Here is a 19066-nt window from a genome sequence, read left to right as displayed (position 1 = left end):
CTCACCATGGGTGATTGCCTCTGCATTCACCGCCGCCTAAACAATCCCCATCATCAGGAGAGCGTGCGCACATGATAACAGCCGCCATCATAGTTGCCGCCGGACGCGGGTTGCGCGCCGGGGGTGGAGTGCCAAAACAATGGCGCGGCCTTGCCGGTCGAAGGGTGGCTGATTGGACAATCGAACGCTTTCGAGGACAGGTAGATCACATTGTCCTGGTGTTGTCTGATGAAGACGCGCCCGCATGGGAAGAATTCCGTGAAACGGACCTGATCCTCGCATCAGGTGGAACAGACCGCGCTGGATCCGTGCGCAATGGGCTGTCGGCATTGTCCGACCTGAATGTACAGCGCGTTTTGATCCATGACGTTGCAAGACCTTGCGTTACACGCCGCATTATTCAGGACGTTCTGAGCGCCCTAGAAGCCTATCGGGCGGCGGCGCCCGGTCTGGCGGTCACAGATGCCCTGTGGGTTGGGCAGGAAGACGTCGTGACCGGCACGCAGGATCGTAGCAACCTGTTCGCAGCTCAAACACCGCAAGGGTTTCACTACGATGTCATCACCACCGCCCACGCCACCCATCCTGGCGGCGCTGCGGATGATGTTGAGGTTGCACGGGCCGCAGGGCTCGACGTCTGCATCGTTCCGGGCGATGCGGACAATCTGAAAATCACCCGACCCGAGGACTTTGCCCGGGCGGAACGCATAATGGGAACGGATATGGATGTAAGGCTGGGCAATGGCTACGATGTGCACCGCTTCGGCGACGGGGACCATGTGATCCTCTGCGGGGTGAAAGTGCCGCATGACCGCGGCCTGCAGGGCCATTCAGATGCGGATGTTGGGATGCACGCGGTTACCGATGCGATCTATGGCGCATTAGCGCAGGGGGACATCGGTCAGCATTTCCCCCCTTCGGACCCGCAATGGAAAGGTGCAGCCAGCGAGATCTTTCTGCGCCACGCTGTCGAATTAGCCGAACAGATGGGATATCGCATTTCGAACGTCGATTGCACACTGGTCTGCGAATATCCGAAAATCGGCCCGCACGCTACGTCCATGCGGGAAAGAATATCTGAAATCATGGGGCTGCGCGCTGATCAGGTGTCGGTCAAGGCGACTACGTCCGAGCGTCTGGGCTTCACCGGTCGTAGTGAGGGCATCGCGTCTGTGGCAACAGCTTGTCTGGTGAAGGCATGAACATCGCACAGATGATTGGCACTGTTGGCGGCGTTGGCTATTTGCGCCCTGCGCCCGGCACCTGGGGATCTCTGGCGGCGCTGCCGATGGTCTGGGTTCTACACACGTTGGGTGGTTTCCCCTTGCTGGCAATCGCAACGATTACAGTTTTCATTGGTGGCCTCTGGGCCACGCGTGAAATGACCGAAGGACAGGATGATCACGACCCGTCCGAAATCGTGATAGATGAGGTCGCGGGCCAGTTCATCGCGCTTTGGGCGATTTCGTATCCGTCCTGGGCACATGGGATCGACATCACCGCGCTCTGGCCCGGCTGGGTTGCAGGTTTCATCCTGTTCCGCCTGTTCGACATCACCAAACCCGGCCCTGTTGGCTGGGCTGATCGTCGCGGCGACCCTATGGGTGTGATGCTGGACGACGTGATTGCGGGTATTTTCGCGGCCATCGGAGTGATGGTTCTGGCCGGCATTGCACACGGAGTTCTGGGTTTATGAGCGTTGCCGAGTTGCTGGACCGTGCCAAGGCACAAGGGGTTATGATCACCACCGCCGAAAGCTGTACCGGCGGCATGGTTGCTGCAGCCCTGACCGATATTCCCGGAAGCTCCGCCGTCGTTGATCGGGGTTTCGTCACTTATACCAACGACGCCAAACAGGACATGCTGGGCGTTTTGGCAAAGACGCTGAACACGCATGGCGCGGTTTCTGAAGAGGTGGCGCGGGAAATGGCCGAAGGTGCTCTGCGCAATTCACAAGCGCAGCTTGCCGTGTCGATCACTGGAATAGCCGGGCCGGGCGGTTCCGAATTCAAACCCGAAGGACGTGTGTGTTTCGGATTAGCCGCCAAAGGGCGACCGACATTTGTCGAGACCATCGAATTCGGCGCCCGTGGCCGGGATGCCGTGCGGAACGCGGCGCGGGACCACGCGCTGGATCTGCTGCGCAAGGCCCTTCCTCCGAGCGCTTAAACTTTCAGCACCCTGCATCTGAAACCGCCTCATTTGACATCAATCGAAAAAAGGCCACCAAAACAGGCATCTTTTTTCGCCTTGCCTCTTTTTTCTCCAACCGAGGGTGGCTTGAACCAAGCCACACCACTCGCAAAGCGCCGGTCCGTGCCGAGTTTTCACGGGCCGGCGTATTACTTCGGAAGGGAGGACGGCCCATGAACGGAGCCGATACAGCCTGGATCATCGTTGCAACCGCACTGGTCCTTTTCATGACATTACCGGGCCTCGCCCTTTTCTATGGCGGCCTTGTACGCGCACGAAATGTGCTCAGCGTTTTCATGCACTGTTTCTCAATTGCCTGTTTGATGAGCGTTCTATGGCTGGTCGCCGGGTATTCGATCGCTTTCGGCCCCGCTGAGAGCGGAGTGTGGGGCGGTCTGGGCAAGGCATTCTTGAACGGCGTTGATGTGGACAGCCTTGCAGGCACCCTGCCCGAGATTCTGTTCTTTGCCTTCCAGATGACCTTCGCCATCATCACCCCGGCCTTGATCGTGGGCGCCTATGTCGAGCGGGTGGGCTTTGGATTTGTCCTGACTTTCTCGGCACTGTGGATGCTGCTGTGCTATGCGCCGGTGGTGCATTGGATCTGGGGCGGCGGGATGTTGGCAGATGGCGGCATTCTGGGCGAGATCGGTGTGCGCGACTTCGCAGGCGGCATCGTGGTGCACGAGACCGCTGGTCTGGCGGCCTTGATCATCGCGGTCATCCTCGGCCCGCGCCGCAATCGGACGACCCCTCCACACAACCCCGGCTATGTCATGGTTGGCGCCGCAATGCTGTGGGTCGGATGGTTCGGCTTCAACGGAGGCTCGCAACTGGCCGCCGACGGAGGGGCTGCAATGGCGTTGACGGTCACCCATCTGTCCGCCGCGACCGCGTCACTGAGTTGGGCCCTGTGGGAACGTATCCGTTTTGGCAAGGCCTCGATGGTCGGTCTGGTCACTGGCACCATCGCAGGTCTGGCCTCGATCACGCCCGCCTCGGGCTTTGTGGGCCCGGTTCAGGCGTTGATCATCGGTGCGGTGGCTGGCGTGTTGTGTCAGGAAGCGGTTGCAGTTGTGCGCAACAGGTTGAACATTGACGACACGCTGGATGTGTTCGCCGTGCACGGCGTCGGCGGTATTTTTGGCACCATCATGATTGCCCTGTTTGGCCTGGGCACATGGACCGCACAGCTGGGCGGTCTGGTGATCGTGGGTGTCTTTACGGCAATTGTCACGATTGTGTTGGTCAAGGTGGTTGCACTGATCACGCCACTTCGCGTAGACGCCGAGACCGAGACAAATGGCCTCGACCTCTCGGTACATGGCGAGCGGGCCTACGACATGAGCAGTTAAGCCCACCTTGGCTGCCCATCGCCCGCAAGGGCTTAAGCGGACCTCTCGGGGGTCCGCTTTTCTTCTGCGGACCTCTCGACTCCGGCCCAAGGGTCGGGCTATCAGCCCGCAACGTGTTTTCAGCTCCGAGGTTTGCGCCATGATCCCCAGTTCCTTTCCCGACAGCACCGAAATCGCCCGCCTGACCGCGCGGATGCTGCTGGAGATCAAGGCCGTACATTTCAATTCACGTGAGCCGTTTACACTGGCATCCGGCCTGCCCAGCCCGACCTATATCGACTGCCGCAAACTGATCTCGTACCCACGCATCCGCTCGACCCTGATGGACTTTCTGACTGTCACCGTAATGCGCGATGTCGGTTTCGAGGCGTTCGACAACATCGCAGGCGGTGAAACCGCAGGTATCCCCTTTGCCGCCATGGTCGCAGAGCGCATGGCCCTGCCCATGACGTATGTCCGCAAGAAGCCCAAAGGCTATGGCCGCAATGCCCGCATCGAAGGCGCGATGAGCGAAGGCGAACGTGTGCTGCTTGTCGAGGACCTGACCACCGATGGTGGATCAAAGCTTTCCTTTGTGGATGCGATCCGCGAAACCGGCGCAACCTGCGGCCATACGGCGGTGATTTTCTATTATGGTATCTTCCCTGAGACCGAAAAGACATTGGGCGACCATGGTGTAAAGTTGCACAGCCTGTGTACTTGGTGGGATGTTCTGGCCGAGGCTAAGACTCAGGAAGCGTTTGACAAAGAAACCCTGGACGGTGTCGAAGCATTCCTGAACGACCCGCGTGGCTGGCAGGAAACAAACAAAAAGTAGTCGACACGATACTGTTGACGAACCGGAAACATTAAGTCTGCGACAGGCTTTTTCCCTACAACATGTTGACGCCAGACCCTTTCATACTTCAATATGATGGGGTCGATAGATATTCACAACTCTATCCCCAGAAACATACAATTTGCCCCGACTCGCGGGGCTGGGCTATGGACTTTGTCCCAAGGGACGGTGAGAGCAGCAATGAACGAGATCAGCAGTATCGAGCAGGCGGCAGCACAGATTCAGAATGCCGAAACCATGCCGCATTCCATTGAGGCCGAACAGCAGCTTCTGGGTGCGATCCTGACCAATAACGACCTGTATGACCGGGTCGCCTCGATCATCGGGGCCGAACATTTCTATGATCCGGTCCACGCGCGCATTTACGAGGTCGCCTCGACCCGCATCGCCAAAAACACGCTGGCCTCTCCGGTGACGCTGAAGTCTTTCATGGCCGAGGACGAAGGCCTGAAGGAACTGGGTGGACCCGCTTATCTGGTCAAACTCGCAGGGGCTTCGATCAGTGCCTTTGCAGTGCATGACTACGCCCAGATGATCTATGACCTCGCCATCCGGCGCGAGTTGATCCGGCTGGGTCGCGACATCTCGGACAAGGCCGCACGGGTCGATGTCTCCAGTGAGCCCAAAGAACAGATCGTCGAGGCCGAACAGCAGCTTTACCAGCTGTCCGAGCAGGGCCAGACCGAACAAGGCTTTCAATCCTTCCTCAAGGCCGTCACCGAGGCGGTCAACGTCACCAACGAGGCCTACCAGCGCGGCGGTGGCATGGCAGGCATTTCCACCGGTCTTGCCGACCTGGACAAGCAGCTGGGCGGTTTGCACCCGTCGGACCTGATCATTCTGGCGGGTCGTCCGTCGATGGGGAAAACCTCGCTGGCGACCAACGTGGCGTTCAACGTGGCCAAGGCGTATAAGCGCGGCACCAAACCGGACGGCAGCGAAGGTGCGATTGATGGCGGTGTGGTTGGGTTCTTTTCTCTCGAAATGAGCGCCGAACAGTTGGCGGGGCGTGTTCTGGCCGAAGCCTCGGAAATCTCCAGCCACAAAATCCGTCAGGGTGACATGACCGAGGCCGAGTTCCGCCGCTTTGTGGATGCAGCGAAGGAACTGGAAGCCTGCCCCCTGTTCATCGACGACACCCCGGCCCTGCCGATCTCGCAGCTTGCAGCCCGCGCGCGTCGGTTGAAGCGGACCCATGGGTTGGATCTGCTGGTGATCGACTATTTGCAGCTGTGTCGCGGCATGGCCGAGAACCGCGTCAATGAGATTGCCGAGATTTCGATGGGCATGAAGGCCATCGCCAAGGAATTGCAGATACCGGTCGTCGCCCTGTCGCAGTTGTCGCGTCAGGTTGAAAACCGCGACGACAAGCGCCCGCAACTGTCTGACCTGCGGGAATCGGGCTCGATCGAACAGGATGCTGACGTCGTGATGTTTGTGTTCCGCGAGGAATACTACAAAGAACGCGAAAAGCCCGGCGATCACGAGCTGGAGAAGATGGAAGACTGGAAGCAGGCGATGGAGCGTCTGCATGGCAAGGCCGAGGTCATCGTCGGCAAACAGCGCCACGGCCCCATCGGCACGATAGAATTGTCTTTCGAGGCGCAGTTCACGCGCTTTGGAAATCTGGTCAAGCCCTGGCAACAGGGTGGCGAAATCGAGGGCTATTGATCGCAGAAGGATCGCCCGTCCAAGATTTCCCCGCCAAGCGTTTTGTTGTTTTCCTCGCCCGGTGGTAGAGTAAGGGGGTTACTCGCCTATAACGCGCCGTTCCTGCCCGGAGACCAACAGATTTGCCCGCGATTATTTCGGAAATCAGATATCGCAACGGTCCGAACTTTGCTCCGGACGGAGATTTCATAGAAATCCGCGTCCCCACCGGAACTGATGTCACCGGGCTGCAGGTTGATGTCTATAATGCCAACGGTACGGTGCGCAGTTCGACAGATGTCGGCACAGGAACAATGACGACTGTGGGCGGGTTTGATTATTATGTGATCTCGGCCCGGATCAACCGACTGGGCGCTGTTTCCCTATCAGACAATGGCACGCTCCTCAGCTTTGTGTCCTTCGACGCTCAGGTGGACGCAACCCAGGGGCCAGCCAACGGCCAGACCTCAACCCAGATTGGAAGCAACGGCACCGACGACACGTCATCGCTTTCGTCGACAGATGGGGTGAATTTTGTGGAGGACCCGAATCCAAGCCCCGGAGCCCCCTGTTTCACCTCGGACACGCTGATCCTGACGGATCGCGGGCAAATATGTGTTCAGGATATCAGGCCCGGTGACCGTGTCTTGACCACAGGCGGCACTGCGGAAACCGTTCGTCTGGTTATGACCCGTTTCCTGCGCCAGTCAGAACTTTTGAAAACACCCGAACTGCGCCCGGTCTGTATCGTGGCCGGAGCCCTTGGCCATGGATTGCCCCGTCGGGATCTGGTGGTATCCCGACAGCACAGAATGCTAGTGCGCTCAGCTATTGCGCAGCGAATGTTTGCCACCCGGGATGTATTGGTCTCGGCTATCCGGTTGACAGAATTGCCGGGCATCTTCCTTGATTGTGATGCGACGCAAGTGACCTACCACCACCTTGTCTTTGACCGCCACGTGGTTCTGTTTGCGGAAGGCGCACCAAGTGAAAGTCTTTTCACCGGGCCAGAGGTGCTCAAGTCCCTTCCGCCTGAGGCGTTGCGCGAACTATTACAACTGTTTCCGGGCCTGAAAAGCGATCAGGACATGGATCCAGCCTGCTATATCCCCAGCGCCAAGCGGCAGAAAAAGCTGGTGGCCCGGCATATCCGGAATAGCAAGGCGATCATCGATCAGGCTCTTTTCTAGGCGATTGACGACGTGGCTGACGCGGTCACACCCCGTTTACCACAGCGATGGGTTATTCAGCGCAGAAACGCATTCCGAAGGACCTCTCAGTGGATTCAGTTCCTGACCGTCGAGCGGCTGGCCTAACCAACCGTGCGGATGGCTCAATTTCAGCGGCGGTTGTGCAGTCGCTTCGGTGATCTGCCTGAAACCCGTTTTGCTGTAATAAGCCGGGTCACCATAGGTCAGTGCCACATTTGCACCCGACGCCCTCAAATGCTCCAGGCCAAAAGAAATCAGCGCCTGCCCGACACCAGTTTTCTGAGAGTCGGTTCTGACGGCCATCGGAGACAATATGAAAACATGGCGCGTGTCCTGAGGAAACGTCATCCGCGAAAAGATGGCACACCCAAGCAGCACCTGATCCCGCTGCGCAGAGCACAATATCAAATCCGCAGATGGAGTGCCCGAGATCAAGTCCTGCACAAATGCCCCGATAACCGCGCCCTCTTCCGGCCCTTCCGACGCGGCAAAGACATCCGCAAAAAGGTTGACGACCTCTGACGGGTCGGGTGGCAGTCCAGTAGAAAAATCCATGACTTCCTCAATATCTGATATGTCGCTCTCACCTATGCCAGGACGGAACGATCCCGTTCTCAGGATCGCTTTAACGTTGATGTGAAGACAATCCTCAAAACGACCCCGCCCAGCGGCAAACTGCCAAATCATCCTGAATCTTTGGTGTTTTCCGCCGTAGGGAACAAAACACCGGCATAAACCGCTACGCAAATGCGCCATTCCCTCTTGACCTCGGACGGCGCAATGTCATGAACAGTGCCATGAGTACTGCACGTTTGACGATCAATCTTCAGGCGCTCGCCAGCAATTGGCGGGCGCTCGACGCGAAAACCGAGGTGGAAACCGGCGCCGTGGTCAAGGCCGATGCCTATGGGCTGGGGGCCGGACCTGTCAGCAGCGCGCTGGCCGAAGAAGGCGTTCGCAAGTTTTTTGTGGCTGCCGCCGAAGAAGGTGCCGTTGTCCGCGAGGCAGTCGGCCCCGGCCCGATGATCTGTGTCTTTGCAGGGCATATGGAGGGCGACACCCAACTACTGCTCGCCAATGATCTGACGCCGTTGATCAATTCGGCCGAGCAGTTTCTGCTCCACCTGAAAGCCCTGCCCGATCATGCGTTCGGCATCCAGCTGGACAGCGGCATGAATCGGCTGGGTCTTGAGCCTGCCGACTGGGCCGAGTTACGCCCGAAGGCCGAGGCGCTGAAACCGGTCGTTGTCATGTCTCATCTTGCCTGTTCGGACGAGCCTGACCATCCGATGAACCAGCAGCAACTGAAAACCTTTCGCGATATGACCGATGGTGTCACCGCACCTCGCTCTCTGGCTGCGACCGGAGGTACCTTTCTGGGACCTGAATTCCACTTCGATTTCTGTCGACCAGGCATCGGTCTATATGGCGGCATGCCCTTCGCCGGGGCCAAGCCCGTGGTCACCGTCGATCTGCCTGTCATTCAGGTTCGCGAAGTGGCCGTGGGTGAAACCGTCGGCTATGGCAACAGCTGGATCGCCCGTCGGCCTTCTCGTATCGCCACGGTCGCGGCGGGGTATGCGGATGGTCTGCATCGCGCCATCGGCGGCGGCATTGACGCCTTCGCTGGCAACCAGCCCTGCCCGGTTGTTGGTCGCATCTCGATGGACCTGATCACGGTGGACGTCACTGACCTGCCCAATGACCCGGAACGCCTGCGTATTCTCAACGGCCATCAAACCGTCGATGATCTGGCCGAAGCAGCTGGTACAATTGGCTATGAAATCCTGACATCTATGGGCAATCGCTATTCGCGGGGCTACGTGGAATGAATCCGATCACCGCGCTCGGAGGGCTGGGCCGCGCCGTTCTGAGCCTGCTTGCCGCCTTTGGACGGGTGGCGCTGTTCGCGCTTGATGCCATCTCGCATATCGTTCGGCCGCCTTTTTATCCGCGTGAATTCGGTATGGCGCTGCTGAATATCGGCTGGCTGTCCCTGCCCGTGGTCGGTCTGACCGCGATCTTCACTGGCGGCGCGCTTGCCCTGCAGATCTATGCCGGCGGCGCGCGTTTCAACGCCGAAGCCGTGGTGCCCCAGATCGTCGCGATCGGCATGGTGCGAGAGCTTGGCCCGGTGCTGGTCGGCCTGATGATCGCGGCCCGCGTGACCTCCTCCATCGCGGCCGAGATTGCCACGATGAAAGTGACCGAGCAGATCGACGCTCTGGTCACGCTGTCGACCCATCCGATGAAATACCTGACCGCCCCGCGCGTCTTGGCCGCGTTGATCACCGTGCCCGCATTGGTTGCGGTAGGTGACGTGATCGGCATTGCCGGGGGCTACACCGTCGCCACGCAAAATCTGGGCTTCAACCCAGCGACTTATCTGAAAAACACAGTCGACTTTCTTGAAACCCGCGACATCGTCTCATCGCTGGTCAAAGGCGCGGCCTTTGGCCTGATCGCGGCCATCATGGGTTGTTATTACGGTATGAACTCAGGCCGCGGCGCACAGGGTGTGGGCCGCGCTACCAAGGGCTCGGTCGAGGCAGCTGCCGTATTGATCCTGGCAGCAAATTTCGTTCTCACAGGGGTATTCTTCTCGCTATGATCCGGATGGATAACGTACAAAAAGCCTTTGACGACAACCACGTGCTGCAAGGCATGAACCTTGAGATTCCCAAGGGCACCTCGATGGTTATCATCGGCGGCTCGGGAACGGGCAAATCCGTGGCGCTGAAATGCATCCTCGGCCTGATCCAACCCGACAGCGGCATGATCTATGTCGACGGCAAAGACGCCAGCAAAGGCGACCGGGATGCGTTTCTGGCGCGGTTCGGGATGCTGTTCCAGGGCGCGGCCCTGTTTGACTCGATGACCGTCTGGCAGAACGTTGCCTTCCGCTTGCTCCGCGGTTCTCTGAAGCGCCCAACCGAGGAAGCGCGCGAGATCGCCATCGAGAAACTACGCCGCGTGGGCCTGAAATCTGACGTGGCCGACCGCTTTCCGGCGGAACTGTCAGGTGGCATGCAAAAACGCGTGGGCCTCGCCCGCGCCATCGCCGCCGAGCCCGAGATCATCTTTTTCGACGAACCCACCACCGGCCTTGACCCGATCATGTCCGGCGTCATCAACGACCTGATCCGCGAAATTGTGACCGAGATGGGCGCCACCGCGATGACCATCACCCACGACATGAGCTCGGTCCGCGCGATTGCTGATAACGTGGCCATGCTGCACGGAGGCGTGATCCAATGGACCGGTCCGGTCGGGCAGATGGATGCGTCTGGTGATCCTTATGTGGAGCAGTTTATCAGCGGGAGTGCAGAGGGGCCGATTGAGGCGGTGCGCTAAACGTGGAGCAAACATGCGTTGAACTTGGTCAGCTATACCGCTCTGACGGTGCTAGCATAGGTTTGCTCCTCTTCATCTTGATTATATTATTTCCGTTTTCGATATTCACTTCGGTAATAGCCAAGAGGAAGCACGGTTTAGTTAATCGAGCGGTTCATATTTGTTTTTACACATCTCTTTTGATGGCTGGATTGGTACTACTAAAACTATTCATACCAGCTTTCTTGGAGCCAAATAGCGTTCGCGCCCTAAATTATAGTTTCGTTTTATCGTTGGCCTTGGGCGTACTATATCTCTTTCTCACGTTAACCTGGATAATCGGTGCGATCAAAACTCGGTTCAAACCTCGTGAGTTTGAAGTCATCCCGGCGATACTTCTTTTCGCGATTTTGATCTGCAGCACATTGCAGGTGATGGAAGCGATAAACTACGTAAAGCTCCGCGAATTGCCGCAGTGCGAAAGAAATGAGAGCTCTTTACCTTCATCTACGCCGCTGGATGGCTAAATCGGAACCCAAAATATAGTTCTATTTGGAACTAGTGTATTTGAACTGGCCGGAACTTTAGCATGACCCTCCGCCTAACCACTCTCTCCCTCCTTATCCTCTACCCCATCGCATGGTTCGCCCCGCTGATGCGCGCGGGATTCCTGCCAATCTTCGGCCTCAGCGAAATCAGCGTCATCACCGGGCTGCAATCCTTGTGGAAATCCGACGTCTTCCTCGCTCTGATCGTCACAATATTCGCCCTCTTCGCCCCCTACATCAAAACCATCGGCACCGCCCTGATCCAATGGAATCTGCTGGATGCGCGCGTCCAACCCGCGCTGAACATCCTCGGCAAACTGGCTATGGCCGACATCTTCCTGATCGCGCTCTACATCACTTTGGCCAAGGGCATCTCTTACGCGACTATCGAAACCGCATGGGGTCTTTACCTCTTCACAGCCTGCATTCTGGCTTCCATCGCGCTTGGCCATATTACAGAGATGACATCCACTTCACGAAAAGCTCAGACCTAATTGATTGAAAACAGAAATCTAAGTATCATCTTTATATTTCGAGCAGCAGTGTTTTGTAGTTTTCGGGTCCGCAGCGGATCGTTCTAAGTTGTTTGATCATCCTCCGCTTCGGCCCGGTGTGTTCCGGTTTGAAGAAGGAGTACGACGATCATGGCCGCCCTCCATAATATAACATTGCAATGTCAGAATGCCTTTTTGAGATTGACTTTTTTACTGATCTGCATGATGGCCTTGCTGGCCGTTTCAGCCACGCTTTTGTCCGCTTTGGGTGTTTTGCCCTGGCTTTCAATGCAGGCCGGATTCGGCAATGAACCGGTACCAGACGCCGGGATGTTCATTCAGATTGGCCTGACCGCACTGATTCTCATGCTGGCGTTTTATCTGCCTGCCAATGCGCGAATGATGGCGCTGGAAAACAACCATCGCAAATTTGCTCTCAACATGTATGACATCGCGGAAGCCTATCAGATGGCCCATGCCGCCGACCGTGGCGGGCTGTTCATGATGTCCTCCGAGTTCGACGCGGTCAAGGAACGCATGGGGTTTCTGCGCCAGCATCCAGACCTGCAATCGCTTGAGCCTGAAATCCTCGAACTGGCCGCGCAGATGAGCCAGATCAGCCAGGAACTGGCCCAGACCTATGGCGATGCGCGGGTCGAACGGGCGCAGATGTTCCTGCAACAGCGGCAAGAAGAAATTGAGTTGTTTCAGCAACGGCTGGGAGAGGCGCAAGTGATCCAGAACGAATTGCGCCAATGGACGCGCGATGTGGAAATGGAAGAGACGATCGCCAAGTCGCAACTGGCACGCCTGCGGGATGAACTGTTCGAGCTTCTGCCAGAGCTGTCGACCCAATTGCAGGCACCGCGCAGCGAAAAATCCTCCAAAGCGTCCAGCGTGATTGCCATGTCCCCCCCTCGGGCGGCGGAATAGGCGCGTCAGCGCCCGCTGTGGGCGATGGCCCATCCGGGCCTGAGGCCGCAGCGCGCCACCGGCAGTAAGGAAAGCCCGCAAGGGCTTGAAGAACCGCCCAAGCTCGGGCACGAAGTGCGACATGGCAAAAATGACTTCTTTCTCCTGCTCGGCCTGTGGCGCAACGCATACCCGGTGGTCTGGACGCTGCGATGCCTGCGGCGAGTGGAATACAATCATTCAGGACGCGCCCCTTTCGGCTGGCCCAGCCAAAAAGTCCCTCGGCGGTAAACGCGGCCAGTCCATAGAGCTCACGGATTTGTCGACCGAGGAAACACCTCCGCCCCGCACCCTCTGCGGAGTTGAAGAACTCGACCGCGTACTCGGAGGTGGTTTAGTCCCGGCCTCTGCGCTTCTGGTGGGCGGAGACCCGGGTATCGGCAAATCGACCCTGCTGCTGCAGGCTGCCGCCCGTTTTGCACGCGCAGGCGTCAAGACCATCTATGTCTCGGGCGAAGAAGCCAGCGCACAGGTCCGAATGCGGGCGCGCCGTCTGGGGCTTGAAGACGCGCCGGTACAACTCGCCGCCGAAACCAATCTGCGCGACATCCTCACTACGCTTGAGGCAGAAAAGCCCGGTCTGGCGATCATCGATTCGATTCAGACCATGTGGGCCGACAATGTCGACAGCGCACCGGGGTCGGTGTCACAGGTCCGGGCCGCAGCACATGAATTGACCACGTTTGCGAAACGGCACGGTGTCTCGATCATCATGGTCGGTCACGTCACGAAGGACGGCCAGATCGCCGGCCCCCGCGTGGTCGAGCATATGGTCGACACTGTGCTGTACTTCGAGGGTGAGCGCGGCCATCAGTTCCGCATTCTGCGCGCGGTCAAGAACCGCTTTGGCCCCGCTGACGAAATCGGCGTGTTCGAAATGACCGGCAAAGGTCTGGCTCAGGTCACCAACCCTTCGGCCCTGTTCCTGTCGGAACGCGGCAAACCCAGTCCGGGCTCGGCGGTTTTTGCCGGAATAGAAGGTACCCGCCCCGTTTTGGTCGAATTGCAGGCCCTCGTCGCCCCGTCGCCTCATTCGCAGGCACGCCGCACAGTAGTCGGATGGGACAGCGGCAGGCTGGCGATGATCCTTGCGGTGCTCGAAGCACGCTGCGGCATCCCTTTCGCGGGTCTTGATGTCTATCTGAACGTCGCCGGAGGTTTGAAAATCAGCGAACCCGCTGCCGATCTGGCCGTTGCCGCTGCGTTACTGAGCGCACGCGAAGACACGGCCCTTCCCACGGATACGGTCGTTTTCGGAGAAATCTCGCTGTCTGGGGCACTTAGACCCGCCCCCCAGACCGAAAACAGGTTGAAAGAAGCGCAAAAACTTGGTTTCACGGCGGCAATTGCTCCGGCAGGTGGCAAAACCGGTACTGTGGCAGGTCTGACACTCACCCGACCCTCTGATTTGGTGGGGTTTGTTGGCGAAACCTTCGGAGCAGGTTAAGGTCGCGCCGCGAGGGGCAGAAAACGAACAGGCGAGGGCCATGGAAGGTTTTACAATAATTGACGGGGTGGTCGCCCTGATCATCGTGCTGTCGGGCTTGCTGGCCTACTCACGTGGCTTCATGCGCGAGGTTCTTGCCATCGCAGGCTGGGTCGCTGCGGCGGTTCTGGCGTTCATCTTTGCCCCACAGGCCGTGCCGTTGGTCAAAGAAATCCCGGTGGTCGGAGATTTCCTGCGCGACAGCTGCGAATTGTCTGTGATCACTGGCTTTGCGGCAGTTTTCGCCGTGGCTCTGATTGTGGTCAGCATCTTCACACCGCTGTTTTCGTCGCTAGTCCAGCGCTCTGCTTTAGGGGGTCTGGATCAGGCGCTGGGGCTGTTCTTCGGTATCGCGCGTGGCATCCTGCTGGTTGCGATCGCCTTCTTTGTTTACGACACTGTGATGACCGGCCAATCCTATACAATCGTGGACGAAAGCCGTTCGGCGAAAGTGTTTGAACAATTCAGCGGTCAGATTGAAGAACAGAACCCCGAGGCGGCTCTGGGTTGGATCACCACCCAATATGAAGAACTGGTGGCCAGCTGCTCGGCAGGGCAAGAGTAATCTTCAGACGCAGCGTTCGCCAAAGGTTGATCGTTTCAAATCAGGTTTCCAGTGAAAGCCCGGCATAGCCCGGGCTTTTTTGATGTGCCAGGATCAGACGAACCCTTCTCCGCCACAGACTGTGCATCGGATCGTTTTCAGCCCAAAACACCCGTCACACCGGCTGAATACAGGTTTCCCAAGGATATCGCGGCTTTTGGCCAACTCGCCTGCCCCATTGCATATCTGACAGGGCGCACGCCCCATTCCGCGGCACCGATGACAGCGTTGCTTGATCCGTTCCTGCTTTTGATTGGGGTTATGCTGCCACATTCAGGTCCTCTGGGTGCTGTACCGATCCAGACTTGCACATATTCATTAGCATGACAGCATATATGACTGCACAAGTCATCATCTTCATGAGGATGCTCCAAACCAGACAATTTCAGCCTGCGGCAACAGATGAGCGTGATCCTTTGATGACAGCCACGCCAATAGGTACTATGTGGATGCCAACCCGCCACGGAATCGGAGCCACCGATCTTGTTCTTTCTGTACGAATGCGCGCTGGTCGTAGTGATGGTCGCCCTATTGGCGTCATGTTCACCTGCTACCAAACCACCCGCGCACGCCGTACAGAGGACCCGAAGCCGAAAAGCGGTCTTTCCTCAGATCAAGTCGTCATAGAAGTTGGAGCCCCGTAAATGTGTGGGATTTTGGGAATCGCAAGCCGGACACATGATGTGTTTGCCGAGATTTATGACGGGCTGCTGATGCTGCAGCACCGAGGTCAGGATGCGTCGGGGATCGTGACCTACAATGACGAGTTTTTCCGTGAAAAGAAGGCCAATGGTCTGGTCAAGGATGTCTTCAATGCCAAAGATGCCGAAACCCTTCTGGGCCATGTCGGTATGGGCCATGTGCGCTATCCAACCGCAGGTTCGCTCAGCGCGGCAGAAGCACAGCCTTTCTTTGTGAATGCACCCTATGGCATCTATCTGGTTCACAATGGAAACATCACCAACACGGCCGAACAGCGCAGGAAGGTCACCGGCAAATACAGCCGCCACCTGCGCACCACATCAGATTCCGAAATCTTGCTGAACGTACTGGCCGATAAAGTGGCTGACGCGATCAAAGTGAACGGGAATGCCGAACCCATTCGCAACCTGTTTGCGGGTGTAAAAATGACGATGGAGCGCATTCAGGGCGCTTATTCCGTTATCTGTCTGGTGGCAGGTGTCGGAATGCTGGCATTCCGCGATCCGTTTGGCATCCGTCCTTTGTCAGTCGCCAAGCGCGAAGTGGATGGCGAAGGAGACGACTACGCTTTTGCATCAGAAGACGTAGCTTTTGGCATCAACGGCTTTAAAAAGCTGCGCGATCTGCGCCCCGGTGAGGCGATCCTGATCGACCTGGACGGCAATATGCACGAATTTCAAGCGGTCGAGGGTAAGCTGACGCCCTGTATCTTTGAATATGTCTATCTGGCGCGCCCCGACTCCTTGCTGGACGGTGTTTCGGTTTACAAAACCCAGATGCGCATGGGCCAGACGCTGGCCAAACAGATTCAGGATTCGGGCCTGGAAATCGACCGGATCATTCCTGTGCCCGACAGTGCTCGCCCTGTGGCTTTGGAAGCCGCGAAAATCACTGGCATCCCCTATCGCGAGGGGTTGGTCAAAAACCGTTATGTCGGGCGTACATTCATCATGCCCGGTCAGGCAGAGCGGCAGAAATCTGTCCGCCGCAAACTGAATGCTGTCCCGCTGGAATTCGACGGCCACAGCGTTTTGCTGATCGACGATTCCATCGTGCGCGGCAACACCATCAAGAAGATCGTTCAGATGTGCCGCGACGCCGGTGCCAAGAAGGTCTATGTCGCCAGCGCCTCGCCGCCGGTGAAATACCCCAATGTCTACGGCATCGACATGCCGACCAAGACCGAGTTGATCGCAAACGGTAAAGAGATCGAAGATATCCGGGCTGAACTGGGCGCAGATGCGCTGTTCTATCAGCATCTGGATGACCTGATCTGGGCGGCCAAAGAAGGTAACCCGGAAATTGATGCCTTTGACTGCTCGTGCTTTGACGGCAATTACATCACCGGCAGCGTCAGCGAAGGTTATCTGGACAGTCTGGAAAACAGCAGCCGCGTCAGCAAGAAACGCGCGGACATGCAAGTTCCCGGGGGGTCCTGGAATGCGGCCAAACTGGCCTCGGGCTGAATGGCCGCACGTTCTACGGGCGCAATCGATTCACTATTTTGACCGAGAATCACAGGAGCCGGGTATGCCAAACTGGGCAACATCCACCGCCCTACCCGGCCTAAAGCAGGCATCGTCAATAGGTGGAAATTTGCCACAACCCAACGGCGATTCCTATGCGATCACAAGAGCTTTTTTCTTAGCCAACGGATCGTGATGGCACGTGTCCGAGCTGCGCTTTTGTTTTTTCGATTGTTTTGATATCCGGCGGCGACCACTCACTCAAACAAAGGGGCTCGGGACACTGTCCCGGACCACGCATCATGTCAAACGCCACAGTCAAAAGCGCGGCCACGCAGCAGGGCGCGCTAAAGAAGAATTCCGTGTCGGTACTTGGGGTATTCGGGCCGAAAGCCGATATGCGCGCCTTGATGCGCCTGTCATCGGGCCGTGTGAAAGAGGTCAAACCCGGCAGCCGCGTTGCCTCCGGCACGGTGATCGCGATTGATGAATATGGCATTATGCTGCGACAAAGCGGCCAGACCAGGCGTATCGCCATTCCCGGCGGTTAATCGCGACTTGACGCCCCGCACGCAGCGGTTCAAACCGCAGCCATGACCGATCAGACCAAAATCGCCCTTGTCACCGGGGCCTCTCGCGGGTTGGGCGCTGCCCTTGCCGAAGCGTTGGCACCCGAATACCACATCGTCGCTGTCGCCCGCACCACCGGCGGGCTGGAAGAGCTGGATGACCGTATCAACGCCAAGGGCGGTTCAGCCACTCTGGCCCCCATGGACATCACGGATCCGAACGCCATGGCGACCCTCTGTCGGGGCATTCATGACCGTTGGGGCAAGGTGGATTTGTGGCTGCACACGGCAATCCACACTTCAGCACTGACACCGGTGCACTTTGTCGATCCAAAGGAATGGACAAAGGCCATCAATACCAATGCAAACGCGACTTCGGTTTTGATCCCGTATGTCACGCCCCTGTTGGGTGAAAACGGCCACGCGGTGTTTTTTGATGACCCAAAAGCTGGTGAGAAGTTCTATGGCATATATGGTGCCACCAAGGCCGCGCAAATGGCTCTGGCCCGCAGTTGGGCGGCCGAGACCGAACGCACCGGACCGCGCGTTTCAATTATTGAGCCTGCGCCGATGCCTACGGCCGTGCGCGCACGGTTCCATCCCGGGGAAGACAGGGATGGGCTGAATAACACTGCAGATGAAGCGGCTCGGATCTTGGCACTGCTTTAGGAATAGCCCTGGCAGGCCATGCCTCCGGAGGAGGTATTTTTAGCCAGATGAAGCTGGGATCAGGCGATATGAGCACCGTTGCGCCCAGCCAGATCGACGAAGAACTGCCAGGCGACACGGCCCGAGCGCGAACCGCGTGTGGCCTGCCATTCGATTGCTTCGGCGCGCAGGGTTTCCGCATCGACTGAAACGCCATAAGCCGCGCAATAGCGATCGATCATGGCAAGATACTCGTCTTGATCGCAGGGATGGAATCCCAACCACAGTCCGAAGCGATCCGACAGAGACACTTTTTCCTCGACCGCTTCAGACGGATTGATGGCGCTGGAGCGTTCGTTTTCGATCATATCTCGCGGCATCAAGTGGCGGCGGTTCGAGGTCGCGTAAAACACCACATTTTCGGGGCGGCCTTCGATGCCGCCATCCAGAACAGCCTTGAGCGACTTGTAGTGCTGGTCGTCGTGGCTGAACGAGAGATCATCGCAGAACAGAATGAACCGGTAAGGTGCCGCGCGCAGGTGGTTCAACAGGCGGGCGACCGAGGCCATGTCCTCGCGTTGCAGCTCGACAAGTTTCAGGTTGGGATGGTCCGCGCTTAGCGTACCATGAACAGCTTTCACAAGACTGGATTTCCCCATGCCCCGTGCGCCCCACAACAACGCATTGTTTGCCTTGTAGCCAGCTGCAAACCGGCGTGTATTGTCGAGCAACGTGTCGCGCGACCGATTGATGCCCACCAACAGGTCCAGATCGACGCGATTGACCTGTTCAACCGGTATCAACCGTTCCGGTTCCACATGCCAGACAAAAGCCGGGGCCGCGTTGAAATCCGGTGTAGCCAGAGGGGCCGGCGCCATGCGTTCCAACGCGGCAGCTATACGATTCAAGGTTTGGTCGTCCATCGGCTCCTCCGGTCAATTCTGCATGGGTTCAAAGCATGATCTTGTTGGCGCAACAAGGCCCGCCAACGAAAAAG

The 19066-nt window shown here is 57.8% G+C and carries 19 protein-coding genes; 17 read left to right on the top strand and 2 right to left on the bottom strand.

Annotation, left to right across the window (positions count from 1 at the left end):
* The first annotated feature begins 71 nt into the window (after window positions 1-71).
* The 7 genes from Q0816_RS04000 (at window position 72) to Q0816_RS03970 (ending at window position 7226) form a co-directional block, all read left to right on the top strand.
* Entirely contained in the window at window positions 72-1202 is a 1131-nt protein-coding gene (locus Q0816_RS04000; protein ID WP_298847903.1) for a bifunctional 2-C-methyl-D-erythritol 4-phosphate cytidylyltransferase/2-C-methyl-D-erythritol 2,4-cyclodiphosphate synthase, read from the top strand.
* Complete coding sequence (locus tag Q0816_RS03995) at window positions 1199-1696, top strand: phosphatidylglycerophosphatase A (protein ID WP_298847900.1); 498 nt, start codon at window positions 1199-1201, stop codon at window positions 1694-1696. The genes Q0816_RS04000 and Q0816_RS03995 overlap by 4 nt, the downstream gene beginning before the upstream one ends.
* Window positions 1693-2169, top strand: coding sequence for a CinA family protein (locus Q0816_RS03990; RefSeq protein WP_298847899.1), 477 nt, complete (start codon window positions 1693-1695; stop codon window positions 2167-2169). The genes Q0816_RS03995 and Q0816_RS03990 overlap by 4 nt, the downstream gene beginning before the upstream one ends.
* A gap of 197 nt (window positions 2170-2366) precedes the next feature.
* On the top strand, window positions 2367-3548 hold the full coding sequence (locus tag Q0816_RS03985; protein WP_298847897.1) for an ammonium transporter: 1182 nt from the start codon (window positions 2367-2369) through the stop codon (window positions 3546-3548).
* A gap of 139 nt (window positions 3549-3687) precedes the next feature.
* Complete coding sequence (locus Q0816_RS03980) at window positions 3688-4365, top strand: orotate phosphoribosyltransferase (RefSeq protein WP_298847896.1); 678 nt, start codon at window positions 3688-3690, stop codon at window positions 4363-4365.
* Window positions 4366-4566: 201 nt separating this feature from the next.
* Window positions 4567-6057, top strand: coding sequence for a replicative DNA helicase (locus Q0816_RS03975; protein WP_298847895.1), 1491 nt, complete (start codon window positions 4567-4569; stop codon window positions 6055-6057).
* Between the two features lie 122 nt (window positions 6058-6179).
* Window positions 6180-7226 (top strand): Hint domain-containing protein, encoded by a 1047-nt coding sequence (locus tag Q0816_RS03970; protein WP_298847893.1) that lies wholly within the window; start codon window positions 6180-6182, stop codon window positions 7224-7226.
* Between the two features lie 36 nt (window positions 7227-7262).
* Here the strand turns inward: Q0816_RS03970 and Q0816_RS03965 are convergent, their stop codons facing one another.
* Window positions 7263-7802: a GNAT family N-acetyltransferase gene (locus Q0816_RS03965; protein ID WP_298847891.1), complete on the bottom strand. Its 540-nt coding sequence runs from the start codon at window positions 7800-7802 to the stop codon at window positions 7263-7265.
* Between the two features lie 242 nt (window positions 7803-8044).
* Here Q0816_RS03965 and alr point away from each other — a divergent pair, with 242 nt between their 5' ends.
* The 10 genes from alr (at window position 8045) to Q0816_RS03915 (ending at window position 18090) form a co-directional block, all read left to right on the top strand.
* The gene (gene alr / locus Q0816_RS03960) at window positions 8045-9079 is read left to right on the top strand and encodes an alanine racemase (RefSeq protein WP_298847889.1); all 1035 of its coding nucleotides are present in this window, start codon (window positions 8045-8047) and stop codon (window positions 9077-9079) included.
* Window positions 9076-9858 (top strand): ABC transporter permease, encoded by a 783-nt coding sequence (locus Q0816_RS03955; RefSeq protein ID WP_298847886.1) that lies wholly within the window; start codon window positions 9076-9078, stop codon window positions 9856-9858. The genes alr and Q0816_RS03955 overlap by 4 nt, the downstream gene beginning before the upstream one ends.
* Window positions 9855-10601 carry an ABC transporter ATP-binding protein gene (locus Q0816_RS03950; RefSeq protein WP_298847884.1) on the top strand — a complete coding sequence of 249 codons (747 nt, stop codon included), beginning with the start codon at window positions 9855-9857 and terminating at the stop codon, window positions 10599-10601. The genes Q0816_RS03955 and Q0816_RS03950 overlap by 4 nt, the downstream gene beginning before the upstream one ends.
* Before the next feature lie 568 nt (window positions 10602-11169).
* On the top strand, window positions 11170-11622 hold the full coding sequence (locus tag Q0816_RS03945) for a paraquat-inducible protein A (protein ID WP_298847882.1): 453 nt from the start codon (window positions 11170-11172) through the stop codon (window positions 11620-11622).
* Between the two features lie 195 nt (window positions 11623-11817).
* A complete protein-coding gene (locus Q0816_RS03940) occupies window positions 11818-12555 on the top strand; it encodes a DNA repair protein (RefSeq protein WP_298847880.1) in 738 nt (245 codons plus the stop codon).
* 121 nt (window positions 12556-12676) lie between these two features.
* Window positions 12677-14041, top strand: coding sequence for a DNA repair protein RadA (gene radA / locus Q0816_RS03935; RefSeq protein WP_298847878.1), 1365 nt, complete (start codon window positions 12677-12679; stop codon window positions 14039-14041).
* A 40-nt stretch (window positions 14042-14081) separates the two neighbouring features.
* Window positions 14082-14645: a CvpA family protein gene (locus Q0816_RS03930; protein ID WP_298847877.1), complete on the top strand. Its 564-nt coding sequence runs from the start codon at window positions 14082-14084 to the stop codon at window positions 14643-14645.
* Window positions 14646-15328: 683 nt separating this feature from the next.
* The gene (purF, locus tag Q0816_RS03925; RefSeq protein ID WP_298847875.1) at window positions 15329-16852 is read left to right on the top strand and encodes an amidophosphoribosyltransferase; all 1524 of its coding nucleotides are present in this window, start codon (window positions 15329-15331) and stop codon (window positions 16850-16852) included.
* Window positions 16853-17154: 302 nt separating this feature from the next.
* A complete protein-coding gene (locus Q0816_RS03920; protein ID WP_298847874.1) occupies window positions 17155-17403 on the top strand; it encodes a hypothetical protein in 249 nt (82 codons plus the stop codon).
* Window positions 17404-17445: 42 nt separating this feature from the next.
* Window positions 17446-18090, top strand: a complete 645-nt coding sequence (locus Q0816_RS03915; RefSeq protein WP_298847872.1) for an SDR family oxidoreductase — start codon at window positions 17446-17448, stop codon at window positions 18088-18090.
* 59 nt (window positions 18091-18149) lie between these two features.
* On the opposite strand, the gene Q0816_RS03910 is transcribed toward Q0816_RS03915, so the two are convergent.
* The gene (locus Q0816_RS03910; protein WP_298847870.1) at window positions 18150-18992 is read right to left on the bottom strand and encodes an ATP-binding protein; all 843 of its coding nucleotides are present in this window, start codon (window positions 18990-18992) and stop codon (window positions 18150-18152) included.
* Window positions 18993-19066: the final 74 nt, after the last annotated feature.

The sequence above is a fragment of the uncultured Ruegeria sp. genome (assembly GCF_947497005.1).
Classification (GTDB): domain Bacteria; phylum Pseudomonadota; class Alphaproteobacteria; order Rhodobacterales; family Rhodobacteraceae; genus Ruegeria.
Note: the sequence above shows the minus strand (reverse complement) of the source record. Positions and strands in the feature narration are given on the sequence as shown.